Raw genomic sequence first — 13,618 nt, 5'->3', positions numbered from 1 at the left:
ATAATGAGGGGGAGGAAATGGCCACGGGATCTTTTGCGTTTTCAGACTATTTTTTTGAAGATCGGCTTAATAGAAACGGCTGGCGTCGCAAAGCTGAGCGTGCACGTGTCGAAACGTAAATTATTCATCAAGTTATGCGAGTAGCCGCGGTTTTGAAGTTCCTTAATATACGGTAGTGGTATGGCTTCATTATCCCGCGGACGCAAAAAGCAACGTATCTCCCTGGCCTATTTGGCCGCCGAGCTAGGGGTTTCGCGCACGACTGTTTCGAATGCGTATAACCGTCCGGAGGAATTGTCGCCAGAGTTGCGCGCGAAAATCCTTAATAGGGCGGAGTCGCTTGGCTACGCCGGCCCCGACCCAATGGCCCGCAGCCTGCGCACGAAGCGAGTCGGCAGTTTGGGCATCTTGCTGACCGAGGAATTGACCTACGCGTTCGAGGACCAGGCGTCGGTGGATCTGCTGGCGGGTATGGCCAAGGCGTGCAGTGGTAGTCAGAACACGCTTACCTTAATACCGGTCGGCCCTAATACGTATGACGATCTCGACGCCCTGAAACTCGTGAATCAAGCGGTCGTAGATGGCTTCGTGGTGTATTCGGTGGCCAAGCGCGACCCGTATTTGGAGGCAGTGGCAAAGCGTAACTTGCCGACGATCATCTGCGACCAGCCCAACGACGACCCGCGCTTCCCCTTCATCGGCATCGACGATTATGCCGCGATCGCCCCTGCCGCCCAGTCGCTTGTCGACGCCGGGCATCGCAAGATCGGCATTTTATGCATCCGCTTATCGCCCGAGGCCCATAATGGTCAGGTCACGGCTAGGCGTCTGCAGCACGCGGCGCATCATGTGCAAAAAGCGCGCGTATTAGGGGCGTTGGATGTGTTCCGCGCGGCGGGCATTGATCCGCAATCGGTGCCAATCATCGAACGCCATATTAACGACCGCGCGAATAACTACAGTGCCGCTGAACAGCTGCTTACTATCTATCCCGAGCTCACCGCGGTGCTGTGCACCACCGACACCATGGCCTTTGGTGTGCTCGAATACGCGTGCACGCACGGCATTGTGGTGCCGGAGGACCTTTCCGTCACCGGTTTCGACGGCATCGACCGCGCGCTCACCCGCAACCTGACCACCGTCATCCAGATGAACAAGGACAAAGGTATGGCCGCCGGCCGCGTGCTCACCGCAATGATCCAGGGGCAAGACGTTCCCGTGCGCACCCCGATCGCCACTGAATTCCACCACGGCCAGACCGTCGCTAAGCCTGCATAGCCCTGCGCTTTTCGACGATCTGCGCCAGCACTTCCGATACCGCACGCACATCATCAACCCGCACACGCGCCACGGTATCACCAGCGCCCACCTTAATAGAAAGATCCGCCGGCCCTAAGACCGCAAAACCCTCCTCGTCAGTGGTGTCGTCGCCGATGAAGATTGTGGCAGTCGGATTAAGGGCGTGCTGGGCCTGGGTGATCCAGGTGCCCTTCGTACTATTAAGGACTCCCGCCTCAACAATCGACTTGCCCGCCTTAATAGAGACTCCCGGAATGGCAACCTCCTGCGCCCGTCGATACGTCGCGGCTGCAAGATCTGGATCCTCAATAGCGATCGTATGCAGCACTCGATGAAACGGCTTATGCTCCACCCACGCACCAGGTACCGCTGCAGTGATATGCTCGAACTCGGCAGTGGCAAGCTCTAGTGCTCGCGTCTGTGCGGGGCTCAACTCATACGTGGCAAGCGTGGACTCGGCGCCATGGGAACCGGCCAAAATAAAAGGCTTATTAAGGCCTGATACGCGGCGTAGCGACGCGAGGCTGCGGCCGGATAGAATCGCAACCTCCGTATTGGGGAAATTCACCAACGCTTGAAGTTCCTTAATAGAGGAAGCACAAATCGGCACGTTGTCCGGATCTGTTGAAAACTCCGCCAGTGTCCCATCAAAGTCCGAGACGAGCAGCAGCTTGTGGGTTATCGCCACCTGGTCGAGTATTGCGTTCATGGTCGCACCAGTTTCAATGATTGCACGTCGATGCCGCTTGGGTTTTGTTCCCGGAGCACTAGTTCATGCGGCGGATTGTGCTCGATAATGAGGCTGCCGCTGGTAAGTAGGTTGGTAATGGCTTGATGAATATACTCGGCTTTGCCCGTGCAGCCTGCCACCGCTGTTTCGTCGAGTTCTAAGGTTGTGACGGTTAAGGCGGTGGGCAGCTCAGGGGAGGCCGATTCTTGTGCATCGTTGGCGTATGCGACAACGCCTTGTAACGGTGAGCAGCCGGTGTAACCGGTCAGCGTGTGATCGCCGAGAGTTAAGAAAACCGATCCTGCGATTTCATCAGGGACTGCGGATGGATTCTCTGGGGTGGTGTACACATTGGTGACTTGCCATGCGATATTGGTGAAGTCCGCATCAGCGCCGCCCGCACCCACGCTGCCGCTCGCGCCAGCCCCCACCGCAGCACCACTCACCACAGCGCCGTCCGCGTCACCCGCACCAGCGCCGTCACTCCCACACGCCCCCAATGAAAGCGCAGCACACACCACACTAACGACGAAAAGTTTGCGATTCATAGCGAAGTAGCCTTTCTATGGGAATCCGCGAGCGCGTCAAGGAACGATTGCGCCCACACATTAACGTCGTGATTCATGACCTGAGTGTGTAATGCCTGCATACGGGCGCGAGCGGTGTCTGGATCTTGTTGTAGCGCGCGCAGGGCGTGAAGGATTTGTTTCTTAATAGAGGAAATGTCGAATGGGTTACACAAATACGCTTCCTCCAGCTCCATCGCCGCCCCCGCAAATTCGCTTAATACGAGCGCGCCGTTGCCATCGGCGTGGCAGGCGACGTATTCCTTGGCCACGAGGTTCATGCCGTCTTTGAATGGGGTGACGAGCATGATGTCGGCGGCGCGGTAGAGCTCTATTAAGGAATCTCGCCTTAATGAGGTGTGGTGGTAACTAATCACCGGGTGCCCAATGCTGCCGAATCGCCCGTTGATCCGCCCCACGGCTTGTTCCACCTCGTCGCGAGTTTTCTGGTAGTGGTCGACGCGTTCGCGTGATGGGGTCGCGATCTGCACAAACACCGTGTCGTTGTTGAGTGCACCAATTTCGTGGAGTTCCTCAATGGCACGCAGTCGCTGCAGGATGCCTTTGGTGTAATCGAGCCTATCGACGCCCAAGATCACCGTCTGTGGATTCCCCAATTCTGCTCTGGTGGCAGCAATGTCGGTGACCTGCTGGGTAAATGGTGTCGGGTCGATTGAAATTGGGTAGGCACCAACGCCAATGGTGCGCCCATCGGTGGTGTGCACGTGGGCGGTGATACGCCGGGTGCTGACTTCGCCACTGATCGTGTGTGCCGTGAGCTGGTCAACGGCCTGGAGGAAGTTCGTGGCATTGGATTCGAGGTGGAAGCCAATGAGGTCGGATCCGAGCACACCACGAATGATTTCTTCTCGCCAAGGCAATTGGCGGAAAAGGTCTGGGCCTGGGAACGGGATATGCAGGAAGAATCCGATCGTCAGGTCGGGACGAATTTGTTTTAAGATGCCTGGAACCAGTTGGAGTTGGTAGTCTTGCACCCAAACCGTGGCGTGTTCGGCTGAGATTGCGGCAACTTCCCGCGCGAATTTTTCGTTCACCTCGCGGTATGATTCCCACCACGTTTGGTCGTAGTGCGGATGCACAATGAGGTCGTGGTACAGCGGCCATAATGTGGCGTTGGAAAAGCCCTCGTAGAAATGCTCGAAATCGTGTTCGTCAAGGTTGACTGGATGGAGCAATACGCCTTGTTCAGTGCGAAATGGTTCGGGCGCTTGATTGGTAGTGCCTGTCCATCCGACCCAACAGCCTTGATGCTGCTCGAGCACTGGGGACAGTGCGGTGACGAGTCCACCTGGGCTTGGGCTCCAAATTGCGGTGCCATCAGGTGCAAAGGAGAGGTCTACGGGCAACCGGTTGGCAACGACAACGAAACTATTGGTGCCATAGGTTGGGCCTGTGTGTGGCGTTGGTTCCATAAGGTTCTATAATACGCCAGAAGCCAGACACCTTGGTTGTGGCGGTGTCTGGCTTGAAGACTTAGGCCTTCTTTGTGGTTTTCTTTACAGCCTTTTTTGCGATTTTCTTGGTTGCTTTCTTCGCAGCCTTTTTGGTGGTTTTCTTCGTGGCTTTCTTGGTAGCCTTCTTCGCTGCCTTCTTTGCCCGTTTAGCGGTCTTCTTTGGTGCATTCGCAGCTTCGTGCTCGGCGGCGATCTTGCGGTAAGACAATCCTTCTGGCTCGACACCAAGCATGCACATCATGGTGACCCCATCGAAGAAATCTTCGGCATAGGATGCGACAACTCGGCGCGCGGCCGCTGCGGTTTCTGCTTCAACAGCATGCAGCAGATCTGCTGGGGCGCGGGTGTCGGTAACCTTTGGTGGCAAGGGTGCCTCCTTCGTCGTTAAGAAGAATAAACGGTGCAAATTAAGTATTTTACGCTATGCAGCGCTAGTTTTCTAACCTTGGGGGCAGAAAGTGTGAAGTCGGTGGTGGGTTGGGTGCATGCGCTGGCTTTTGGGAGCGGAAATAGCGGTACAAATGCAAACTTGGTGGCCGCCGTAGTTTCCGCGCTATCCATTCACCCAGCACCACGCCACTAGCCAAGGCCGCCGCAAGTGAGAGCGCTAATGCCATATTGGAAAATCCCACCAGAATCTGTTCGTGCAGTGCTGCATACATGCCCCGATAGATGGCAAGTCCTGGCAGCAGTGGAGTGATACCGGCAATAGCGGTGATCAGCGGTGGAATCAGGTATCTGCGGGCAATCAATCCACCGATAAGTCCAAGCAATGTGGCGGTGATGGACGTGGCAAAAATCGTCGTAAAGCCTGTCAGCGGAATGATCAGATAGTAGACGCTGGCACCGAGCGCTGCGGTGAGCGCGGTTGCGAACACGGCGGAGTTGCGGGCTTGGCATGCAACGGCATAGCTTATCGACGCGGCCACGCCAGCTGCAATCTTCACGGCGGCTGAGCCGAAGCTCAGATCCACGAAGGTATCCAGCGGTGGCAAGGTGATGCCAAGGACAACACTGGCGCGAATGCCCGCACCTACGCCAGCAATAATTGCGCCGGTGAGCAGCAAGGTTTCGAAAAAGCGGGCACTTGCGGTCACGGGCGCGCCGGTGATTCCGTCTTGGAGGGATTGCACCAAGGTGAGACCGGCCAAGAGCACAACGAGTCCAGAGGCAATAATATGCGAAGGGATAATCGTAATGCCCCATAATTGTGCCATTGAGTAGGTGAAAGCCGCTGGCACGGTGGCGATAAAACCACCAATAGCGTTTTGGAAAAACGGTGCAAGTTTGTTTCTTTGCAGCAGCCAGCAGGTAGCCATGATGGTTACCGCGATGCAGAAACTGGCAACGGCTGCCAGCATCCCGCCACCGAGCATTACCGACACAGCTGCTCCCAGCCCGCCCCAACCTGCAAGAGTGGTCAGGTGACTATAGGTTGGTGGTGTGAGGTAGAGGGAACGCAACATGGCGTCGGCACGCTCAACGGGGGTGGCGCCGGCCTGGATGGAGCGAATGAGCTTATCCACGGCACTGAGTTTGGAAAAGTCGGTGGTCATGTGGCCAACAACGCGGAACACGCTCACCGGGACCATTTTTTCTACACCGATATTGGTAAAGACGGTGATGGTGTTTAAGGTGATATCGACGTGCGCATAGTGGAGTCCATAAGCGGAGGTCACGGCATGCACTTGCGCCACGGTATCGCGATTGGACGTGCCAGAAGATAACAGAACGTCGCCAATGCGCGCGGCCACATCCATAACCGCTGCCACTTCGGTCGGATCGGTCAGATCCACAGGGGCCAGTGGCGAAGGCGGTGGTGCGGCTTTGACCACGTCAATCGTGGCGGTATTACCCGTTCCGGCGGAAAAACCTTTCCACCAGTGCATGATGCCCATACTGCCGCCTTTGATTGAAAAAAAATCATCGTGTTATCTGTTTACAGCCACTATACCGAATCGCGTTTCCATTTTTACTTGGCTATGCTGACCTGCATTTTTATATCTTTTGTTGTGGCGTGTTGGAAAGCTGGGCAATTTTTAGTATTATTTCCCGCAGTGCTTCTAATCGCTGCACTGTGCTGGAGTGGCGCAATCGGTAGCGCACCTGTCTTGTAAACAGGTGGTTGTGGGTTCAAGTCCCATCTCCAGCTCAAAAGAAAAAGACCAGATTTTATATCTGGTCTTTTTCGCGTTTCGACGCCTATTAAGGAAAATTACCCACCCGACTGCCAACCGAGTCTTCAAAAAATTTTCCTTAATAGAAGCGGCCGCGTTTGAACCGGCCAATTGCAGTCCACCGCCGCATTTGCTGCATACTCCATGGAGCACGCAAGCGCCGCGCGATCCATTCGCCAAATACCACGCCTGCCGAAAGCGCGGTGGCAGTGGCAAGTGCCAAGGTAAGACCACCAAAACCCACGAGAACTTGTTCGTGGAGGAGTCCGTACATGCCGCGGTAGATCGCCAGTCCAGGAAGCAGCGGTGTGACACCTGCAACTGAAACGATCACTGGTGGAATTTGATAGTGGCGCGCTAACAAACCACCTGCTAAGCCAATAAAAACTGCGGTGGTGGCAACTGCCGTGATATCGCTCATGCCTAGAGGAATCAGCGCGTAATAGAACAGTGCAGAACTTAAAAGACTGCTGAGGCCTGATACAAATACTGAGGGCCAGTCGGCATAGGAGGCTCTGGCGAATGCTGCTGAGGCGCAGGCTCCACCTAAAACGCGAACAAAGGTGGAGGAAAAATTGGGTACTGCCACGGTTTCCATTGGGGGAAGTGGTAGGTGCACGTAGGCGGAAAGCTCAATGCCAATGCCAACACCAGCGACGATGCCGCCGGTAATAATGATGGTGTCGAAAAAGCGGGCGTTTCCGGTCACTGGTGCAAATGTCACACCGTTTTGGATTGCTTGCACCAGGGTAAGACCTGCCAGCATGGCAATAATGCTCGAGGCAATAACCATTGAGGGACGCAGGATCAGATCAAATTCGTTTCCAAGATGATAGGCACCCGCGGCGAGCATAGCTGCGAGGATGCCGCCAAGGACGTTTTGGAAAAAGATGGGCAGTCCAATGCGTCCGAAATAGGCGTAGATGCCCACAATGCTAATACCTGCGATCATGCTGATACCGGCAACCCAAAAGTCACCGCCGATCAGCAGTGCGACTGCTGCACCCATAACCGCCCAGGCAATTGCTACTTGGCCAGTGCTTAACCAAGGAGGTGCACTGGTGATGGCATCAAGGCGGCGCTGTGCTTCGCGTAAACTGGCTGCACCTGTGTGAATATCGCGAATCAGCTTATCCACTTGCCGCAAGGTGTAGAAATCAAAGACGCCGCCGTGAATGACGCGCACGACGGTAATTGGGCTGAGTCGATCGGCAGCAGTATTGGTGTGCAGCCGGATGCGGTTATGGGTCATGTCCACATGGGTATTCCATAAGCCGAATGATTGGGCGATGGCACTGACTTGTTCCGCTGCATCCGAGTTCGTACCACCGCAGACCACCAGGATTTCGCCGATCCTGGCGGCTACCGTCAAAACGTTGGTGACATCAGAAGGATCTGAGGTATCAACTGGCGCAAGTGGGGTCAGCGGTGGAGTAGCTGCCACGTCAATGGTTGCTACTGCGCCGCGGGAACCCACTAAGCGTCGAAAAGCTGCTCCTAGATCCATAGATGACTTAGCTAAGAGTTTCTGGTGCGTGGAATTTCTTTGGGGCGCGGACAAAGGCCAGGACCAATGCGCCAACGGCCAGGATCAGTCCAACGCCGAAAATGCCTGCGCGGTCGGAGTTGAATTGGACGACGAAGGCGGAGAACGCGATTGGTGCAAGCCAGCTTACCGCGCGTCCGGTGGTGGCGTAGAGGCCGAACATTTGGCCTTCGTGGCCAGGAGGTGCCATGCGGGATAAGTAGGTTCGTGAGGAAGATTGTGCGGGTCCGACGAATAGGGTGAGCAGCAGGCCGAAGATCCAGAACATGGTTGGGCCGTCGACGAAGTACAAAACAATTGAGTCGACCACCATAAAGATCAGCGAAAGCATAATCACTGGCTTAGGGCCGATGAGGTCATCAAGGAAGCCGAGAGTTAACGCGCCAATGCCGGAGATGAGGTTTGCGGCGATGCCGAAAATCAGCACGTCACTTGGGCTTAATCCGTAGACCGATACCGCTAAGATGGCGCCGAAAGTAAAGACACCGGCGAGTCCATCGCGGAAAATTGCCGAAGAAATCAGGAAAAATACTGCGGAATGGTCGGTGCGCCAGAGGGTGACAATTGTGCGGCCAAGTTCGCGGTAGCTGCTAATAATGCCGCCGGTTTGAATCGTTGGGTTTGGTGGAACTTCTGGCACGCGGAACATTACAGGTAATGCGCAGATAATGAACCACAGGGCGGCAAATACTGCGACAAGTCGCACGTTGAAGCCGTTTTCAGTGGAGATGTGGAGCATGCCGCCGTCGCCAGCAATAAAGCCGAAGTAACACAAGGTGAGCAAAATGATGCCACCGAAATAGCCAAGTGACCAGCCGAAACCGGAAATGCGGCCAACGTTTTTTTCGGTGGAGATTTGATTCAGCATGGCGAAGTAACTAACTTCGGCAAGCTCGTAGGTCACTGAAGCTACCGCCAAAATGGTGATGCCAAGCCAGAAGTAGATGGGGTCATCGTTGCGGATGAAAAACAGCAGCATCATTAATGCAAAGGTGGCAAAGGACCACACTGTGACACTGCGTCGGCGTGTGCCTTTGGCGTCGCTACGCTGGCCTAATACCGGTGCTAACAGGGCGATGAAAAAACCTGCTGCAGCAATTGCCCAGCCGTACCAGGAGGAGGCTGAGAATTGGGAATTAATACTGGTACCAACGGAATCTGTGAGGTAGACAGAAAATACGAAGGTGATGAGCACTGCGTTAAACGCGGCCGAGCCCATATCCCAGAGTGCCCACGAGATGACGGTGAGTTTGTCAGTTCGAATGGTCGCGGACAGATCCGGTGCTAGCGGGGGCGTACTGGAAGTCATAAGGTCTACTCTAAACGGTCGAATTAGTTTTGTGTAGGCAACTACTTGTGGTGTTGTGGCAGATCGCCCTAAACCACTGCATTTACCGCAATATTTCTTGCCAAAGTCCTGTTATTCGTGTGCAAATTCAGTTTCTTTGGGATTGCCTTGTAATAGTACTGCAGTAATCCCAGCGCCGAGAAGTGCGATACCAATGATAATCCACAAAATCCATTGATAGGAATAATCCATAGCAGTTTTAGCTGCATTCACCAGCGTTGGATGGCTTAAGCCGGTGGTGAAGCTTCCCGCAATTTCTTGCGGTACTTGCAATGAGTAGAACAGGGAAAATAGCGATCCCATAATGGCAACAGATAATAAGGTGCCCCATTCGTAGGCGACTTCTTCGACTGCACTTGCCATGCCAGAGCGTGACGCAGGGGCTGAGCCGATAATCGCCGTTGAGGTCACAGACATTGTCAGACCTGCGCCGATGCCTAAGAATATAAAACCAATTCCAAATCCTATGAGGGAAGTTTGCACGAACACTGAGGCCAAGGCGCCGCCAAGTGCCATTACAATAAACCCGCCAGAGATTAATGGCCTAAAACCAATGCGGTCTAAATACGCCCCGCCGAAAATCGAGGATGGAAATGCGCTAATTGCGGCAAGTGCGGTTAATCCGCCCGCTTCTAAGGGGGTAAATCCAGCAGAAAGTTGGAATCGTTGCGCGGTCATAAGATCATTGCCAGACAAAATAAACATGGCCAGTGCTGCACCGACAACGCCTGCATTAAAGACCTTGTTCGAAAATACATCCATAGTTAATACTGGTTGCGCTAATCGACGCTGGCGAATTGCGAATAACCAGCTTGCAACAACCGCCACAATTGCGGAAATCACCAGTAAGAGCCAGTGGATTGGTGGGTGTGTTGCGGTTTTAATAATCAGCACAAAGCCAGCCATTGCCCACATTGCCCACCAGGAAGAAGCAAAATCCCAATGCCTGGTTGGATCTGGATGGTTCGCAGGGGCAATCAGCCAGGTACCAAGCAAAGCGATGAGCACAATTGGAACGTTGAGTAAGAATACTGATCCCCACCAGAAGTGCTCGAGAAAAAATCCACCAACCAGTGGTCCTGCCGCAGCGCCAAGGGCAGCAACTGATCCCCAAATACCAATAGCCGTATTGCGTTCGCGCACGTCGCGGAAGGTTAAGCGCAAAAGTGCAAGCGTTGCTGGCATCATGGTTGCAGCGCCAGCGCCAAGAAGACCACGAGAAAGAATCAAAACTTCTGGGTTCCAAGAAAAAGCTGCAGCAAATGATGCCGCACCAAATAAGAGCAACCCGATTTCAAACATGCGGCGGTGACCAATTTTATCGCCTAAAGTTCCTGTACCCAGTAATAAGCTGGCGAGAATCAGCGGATAGGCATTAATCACCCACAAGCCTTCAAATTCGGTGGTGTGTAATGCCAGCTCAATTGTGGGTAAGGCAGTAAACAGGATGGAATTGTCGATGCCGATCATCAGTAATCCCATGGAAATCACGATGAGAAACATCCAGCGATATTCGTGCAAGGAATCTGGTTGATCAGTGTTCATAGCTTCTTACTGTAGTGCTTTTTGAAAGTTTGAAAATAACACTACAGAATTTTTCGCACGCCGCTAGTAGCAAATATGCTGCTATCTGACAGGAAATTGGCAGCGTATATTCATATTGGCATAAAGGTTTGTGGAGTAGGCTCAATAACCATATGGTGTATGTGCCTTCACCCAAACAGATGCGTTGTATGTGCAGTGAATGACAATCGGTGCTGACCATACGAAGCCTGCTGCCAGGTTGGAGCTGCCAGGTTGGAATCGAGCTCGAGCGAAGAAAGATAGGTTCACATGAGTGAGACAAGCACAAAGGTTCTCGTTGTTGATGATGAGGCCAATATTGTTGAATTATTATCAGTGAGCCTAAAATTTCAAGGCTTCGAGGTCGCAACAGCCCAATCTGGCACGCAAGCACTTGAAGTCGCAAAAGAATTTCAACCCGATGCTTTCATCCTTGACGTGATGATGCCAGGCATGGACGGCTTTAGTTTATTACCGAAACTGCGTAGCGCCGGGTTGCATGGGCCAGTATTATTCCTCACCGCCAAAGACGCCGTTGAGCACCGCATTCATGGTTTAACAATTGGCGCAGATGATTATGTCACCAAGCCTTTTAGCCTCGAAGAGGTCATTACCAGGCTGCGCGTGATTTTACGTCGTGAGCAGCACACCAAACCACAGCAAAACCAATCGGCAGTGTTGCGATACGAAGATTTAGAGCTTAACGACGACACCCATGAGGTCACTCGGGCGGGAGAAGTCATCGAGTTGTCGCCAACCGAATTCAACCTTTTGCGCTACTTAATGATTAACGCTGAGGTTGTACTTTCCAAGGCGAAAATCCTCGACAACGTGTGGCATTATGATTTCGGTGGTGATGGCAACGTGGTGGAATCCTATATTTCCTATTTGCGTCGCAAAGTCGATACTGGCGAGGTTGCCTTGATTCATACTGTGCGTGGTGTGGGCTATGTACTGCGCAAACCACGATCATAGCGGGAATCAATTGTGCAAAATCCGTTTTCGTTCAAACATGCTCCCGATTTAGCCAGCCAAATTCTCAGCAAGCCTTTAAGCCGGCAGGTTACGCGCACGCCCCGGAATTTTCGCAAAGCGATGCCGCTGCGATTCGGGCTGGTTGTAATTACTATTTTGGTCACCGCGATTGGATTATTATCATCGGGGTTCGCGATTCAACGCTCGATGGAAGCAGAAGCGCTGTGGCGTGCTGATAATGAGCTGCATCAGGGCATGACAACCTGGGCGAGCCAAGACGCCTTATATGAAAATTCCAAGTTCGCTAATTTCGCTTTGCCATCGGAATTCTTCGTGGCACGTCTGTATCCCGATGGGCGCTGGGTTGCGGTTACCCAAGAAGGTGATGAAATCCCAAATGTGCGCCAAATGCGCTTTGATGGTGTACCCCATAATGTGGATTCCCTCGTGGCTGAAAACGATACACTCCAACGAACTGGGCGTTCGGAATGGCGCGTGTTGGTCTCTACACACCGCGACTATTTCGTGGTGGTGGCCAAAAAGTTAGATACCGACAAAGAATTCTTAACTCGCCTTGCTGCTGGGCAAATCTCGATTGGCACAATTGTGCTGATTATGGTTGGGCTGTTTGCCCATGTCAGCATTCAGCGCACCTTGCAGCCGCTGCGCACAGTAGAAGAAACCGCCAAAGCTATTGCCTGGGGTGATCTTGATCGACGCGTTCCTGTGCTGCCGGAAAACACAGAGGTTGGAGCCTTATCGCGCGCGATCAATGTGATGATGGAACAATTGCAAACCTTGATTGTGGAGTTGCAATTAAAAGAGGAGGAGATGCGAAGATTTGTCGGTGACGCTTCCCATGAGCTGCGCACGCCGCTGACCAGTGTGAAAGGCTATGCAGAATTGTATCGCTCGGGTGCCACCGAGGATGCAAAAATGGTGCTGACAAAAATTGAGCAAGAAGCCAGCCGCATGAGTCTTTTGGTTGAAGACCTCCTTAGCCTCACCCGCGCAGAAGACGCCGGTTTAGAGCAGCAGGAAGTTGATATGCTGGAGCTTTCCTTATCGGTGGTTAGCTCAGTGCAGGCAGCCTATCCGGATCGACGAGTACATGTTCGCAATGAGGCCGAGCAGCTGCCGGTGGTCACTGGGGATGCGCCGAAACTCCGTCAAGTGATTACAAACTTACTGGTCAATGCGGTTAAACATGGTGGGGAAGATGCCGCTATCACCCTTGCTTTACGACGCACACCAGCGCATATCATTCTGGCGGTTGAAGATACCGGTGTCGGAATTGCGCCGGAAGATCTGGAACATATCTTTGAGCGGTTCTATCGGGCGGATTCATCGCGAACCAGAGCAACTGGTGGATCTGGCTTAGGCCTGGCCATTGTGAAAACAATCGTGGAAGCCCATCATGGCACCATCCAGGTGACCAGTACACCAGGTGAAGGTACGACCTTTGAAGTGCGCTTGCCAACTGAAGAGCAATATGCGCAGGTAGTGGAAGAACAATACACACCAGATGAGATCGTCTAAGCGTTTCCGCCATCTGGCGTGAAGGTAGGCGACACGCTTGGTGCAGGCGTATGCGGCATATAGCTTGAGGGTAGGAGACACGCTTGGTGCGGGCGTGCGCGACATACAGCCACACATCACCGGTTGCGTGTGCCGGCTCAGCCACCTTTCTGCCACACACGTGCGGCTAGCAGCCACGCACCCAGTACGAATGTCGCTACAGCCTCACGCCACCAGCATCGTTCACAGCTGCCTGACACACCCAGAAAACCTCACGTGCCGTGAGCCTGGGTGCGTCGTCAAGCAATGCTGAAAGAGTATGGAAAAGATTCAACTGCCAGCGCACGAGAACCTTGGGCCGGGGAACTCACATAAGCAGCTAGCAGCACTCGCGTAGCACTCACGCAGGCAGCCAACCACC

At 53.6% G+C, this 13,618-nt stretch carries 11 protein-coding genes and 1 tRNA gene; 4 read left to right on the top strand and 8 right to left on the bottom strand.

Annotated elements, in window-relative coordinates:
* Window positions 1-180 precede the first annotated feature (180 nt).
* Window positions 181-1,278, top strand: a complete 1,098-nt coding sequence (locus tag NXS99_RS06950; protein ID WP_259287939.1) for a substrate-binding domain-containing protein — start codon at window positions 181-183, stop codon at window positions 1,276-1,278.
* Here NXS99_RS06950 and otsB read toward each other — a convergent pair.
* The 5 genes from otsB to NXS99_RS06925 all read right to left on the bottom strand — a co-directional run bounded on the left by otsB (window position 1,265) and on the right by NXS99_RS06925 (window position 5,968).
* Complete coding sequence (gene otsB, locus NXS99_RS06945) at window positions 1,265-2,008, bottom strand: trehalose-phosphatase (RefSeq protein ID WP_259287938.1); 744 nt, start codon at window positions 2,006-2,008, stop codon at window positions 1,265-1,267. The two genes, NXS99_RS06950 and otsB, sit on opposite strands and share 14 nt — an antisense overlap.
* A complete protein-coding gene (locus tag NXS99_RS06940; RefSeq protein ID WP_259287937.1) occupies window positions 2,005-2,577 on the bottom strand; it encodes a hypothetical protein in 573 nt (190 codons plus the stop codon). The genes otsB and NXS99_RS06940 overlap by 4 nt, the downstream gene beginning before the upstream one ends.
* A complete protein-coding gene (locus tag NXS99_RS06935; RefSeq protein ID WP_259287936.1) occupies window positions 2,574-4,028 on the bottom strand; it encodes a trehalose-6-phosphate synthase in 1,455 nt (484 codons plus the stop codon). The genes NXS99_RS06940 and NXS99_RS06935 overlap by 4 nt, the downstream gene beginning before the upstream one ends.
* 61 nt (window positions 4,029-4,089) lie before the next feature.
* On the bottom strand, window positions 4,090-4,437 hold the full coding sequence (locus NXS99_RS06930) for a hypothetical protein (protein WP_259287935.1): 348 nt from the start codon (window positions 4,435-4,437) through the stop codon (window positions 4,090-4,092).
* A 64-nt stretch (window positions 4,438-4,501) separates the two neighbouring features.
* On the bottom strand, window positions 4,502-5,968 hold the full coding sequence (locus NXS99_RS06925) for a threonine/serine exporter ThrE (protein ID WP_259287934.1): 1,467 nt from the start codon (window positions 5,966-5,968) through the stop codon (window positions 4,502-4,504).
* A 181-nt stretch (window positions 5,969-6,149) separates the two neighbouring features.
* On the opposite strand from NXS99_RS06925, the gene NXS99_RS06920 reads away from it, so the two are divergent.
* Window positions 6,150-6,222: transfer RNA gene (locus NXS99_RS06920), tRNA-Thr, on the top strand.
* Window positions 6,223-6,326: 104 nt separating this feature from the next.
* Here NXS99_RS06920 and NXS99_RS06915 read toward each other — a convergent pair.
* The 3 genes from NXS99_RS06915 to NXS99_RS06905 form a co-directional block, all read right to left on the bottom strand.
* The gene (locus NXS99_RS06915) at window positions 6,327-7,754 is read right to left on the bottom strand and encodes a threonine/serine exporter ThrE (RefSeq protein WP_259287933.1); all 1,428 of its coding nucleotides are present in this window, start codon (window positions 7,752-7,754) and stop codon (window positions 6,327-6,329) included.
* A 7-nt stretch (window positions 7,755-7,761) separates the two neighbouring features.
* Window positions 7,762-9,102 (bottom strand): MFS transporter, encoded by a 1,341-nt coding sequence (locus NXS99_RS06910; RefSeq protein WP_396124832.1) that lies wholly within the window; start codon window positions 9,100-9,102, stop codon window positions 7,762-7,764.
* 111 nt (window positions 9,103-9,213) lie between these two features.
* The gene (locus tag NXS99_RS06905) at window positions 9,214-10,686 is read right to left on the bottom strand and encodes an MFS transporter (protein WP_259287932.1); all 1,473 of its coding nucleotides are present in this window, start codon (window positions 10,684-10,686) and stop codon (window positions 9,214-9,216) included.
* A gap of 288 nt (window positions 10,687-10,974) precedes the next feature.
* Between NXS99_RS06905 and NXS99_RS06900 the strand changes: the two genes are divergently transcribed.
* The gene (locus tag NXS99_RS06900; protein ID WP_259287931.1) at window positions 10,975-11,679 is read left to right on the top strand and encodes a response regulator transcription factor; all 705 of its coding nucleotides are present in this window, start codon (window positions 10,975-10,977) and stop codon (window positions 11,677-11,679) included.
* A 120-nt stretch (window positions 11,680-11,799) separates the two neighbouring features.
* The gene (locus NXS99_RS06895) at window positions 11,800-13,218 is read left to right on the top strand and encodes a HAMP domain-containing histidine kinase (protein WP_259287930.1); all 1,419 of its coding nucleotides are present in this window, start codon (window positions 11,800-11,802) and stop codon (window positions 13,216-13,218) included.
* Window positions 13,219-13,618: the final 400 nt, after the last annotated feature.

This window comes from Corynebacterium sp. HS2168-gen11, from assembly GCF_024834075.1.
Lineage (GTDB): Bacteria > Actinomycetota > Actinomycetes > Mycobacteriales > Mycobacteriaceae > Corynebacterium.
This window is presented reverse-complemented; position numbering and strand designations above follow the sequence as displayed.

What these genes read in the sequence shown, in the direction of transcription:
- otsB (WP_259287938.1), bottom strand. Translation starts at nt 2,008, where the DNA reads ATGAACGCAATACTCGACCAGGTGGCGATAACCCACAAGCTGCTGCTC.
- NXS99_RS06940 (WP_259287937.1), bottom strand. Translation starts at nt 2,577, where the DNA reads ATGAATCGCAAACTTTTCGTCGTTAGTGTGGTGTGTGCTGCGCTTTCA.
- NXS99_RS06910 (WP_396124832.1), bottom strand. Translation starts at nt 9,102, where the DNA reads ATGACTTCCAGTACGCCCCCGCTAGCACCGGATCTGTCCGCGACCATT.
- NXS99_RS06935 (WP_259287936.1), bottom strand. Translation starts at nt 4,028, where the DNA reads ATGGAACCAACGCCACACACAGGCCCAACCTATGGCACCAATAGTTTC.
- NXS99_RS06950 (WP_259287939.1), top strand. Translation starts at nt 181, where the DNA reads ATGGCTTCATTATCCCGCGGACGCAAAAAGCAACGTATCTCCCTGGCC.
- NXS99_RS06895 (WP_259287930.1), top strand. Translation starts at nt 11,800, where the DNA reads ATGCCGCTGCGATTCGGGCTGGTTGTAATTACTATTTTGGTCACCGCG.
- NXS99_RS06915 (WP_259287933.1), bottom strand. Translation starts at nt 7,754, where the DNA reads ATGGATCTAGGAGCAGCTTTTCGACGCTTAGTGGGTTCCCGCGGCGCA.
- NXS99_RS06925 (WP_259287934.1), bottom strand. Translation starts at nt 5,968, where the DNA reads ATGGGCATCATGCACTGGTGGAAAGGTTTTTCCGCCGGAACGGGTAAT.
- NXS99_RS06905 (WP_259287932.1), bottom strand. Translation starts at nt 10,686, where the DNA reads ATGAACACTGATCAACCAGATTCCTTGCACGAATATCGCTGGATGTTT.
- NXS99_RS06900 (WP_259287931.1), top strand. Translation starts at nt 10,975, where the DNA reads ATGAGTGAGACAAGCACAAAGGTTCTCGTTGTTGATGATGAGGCCAAT.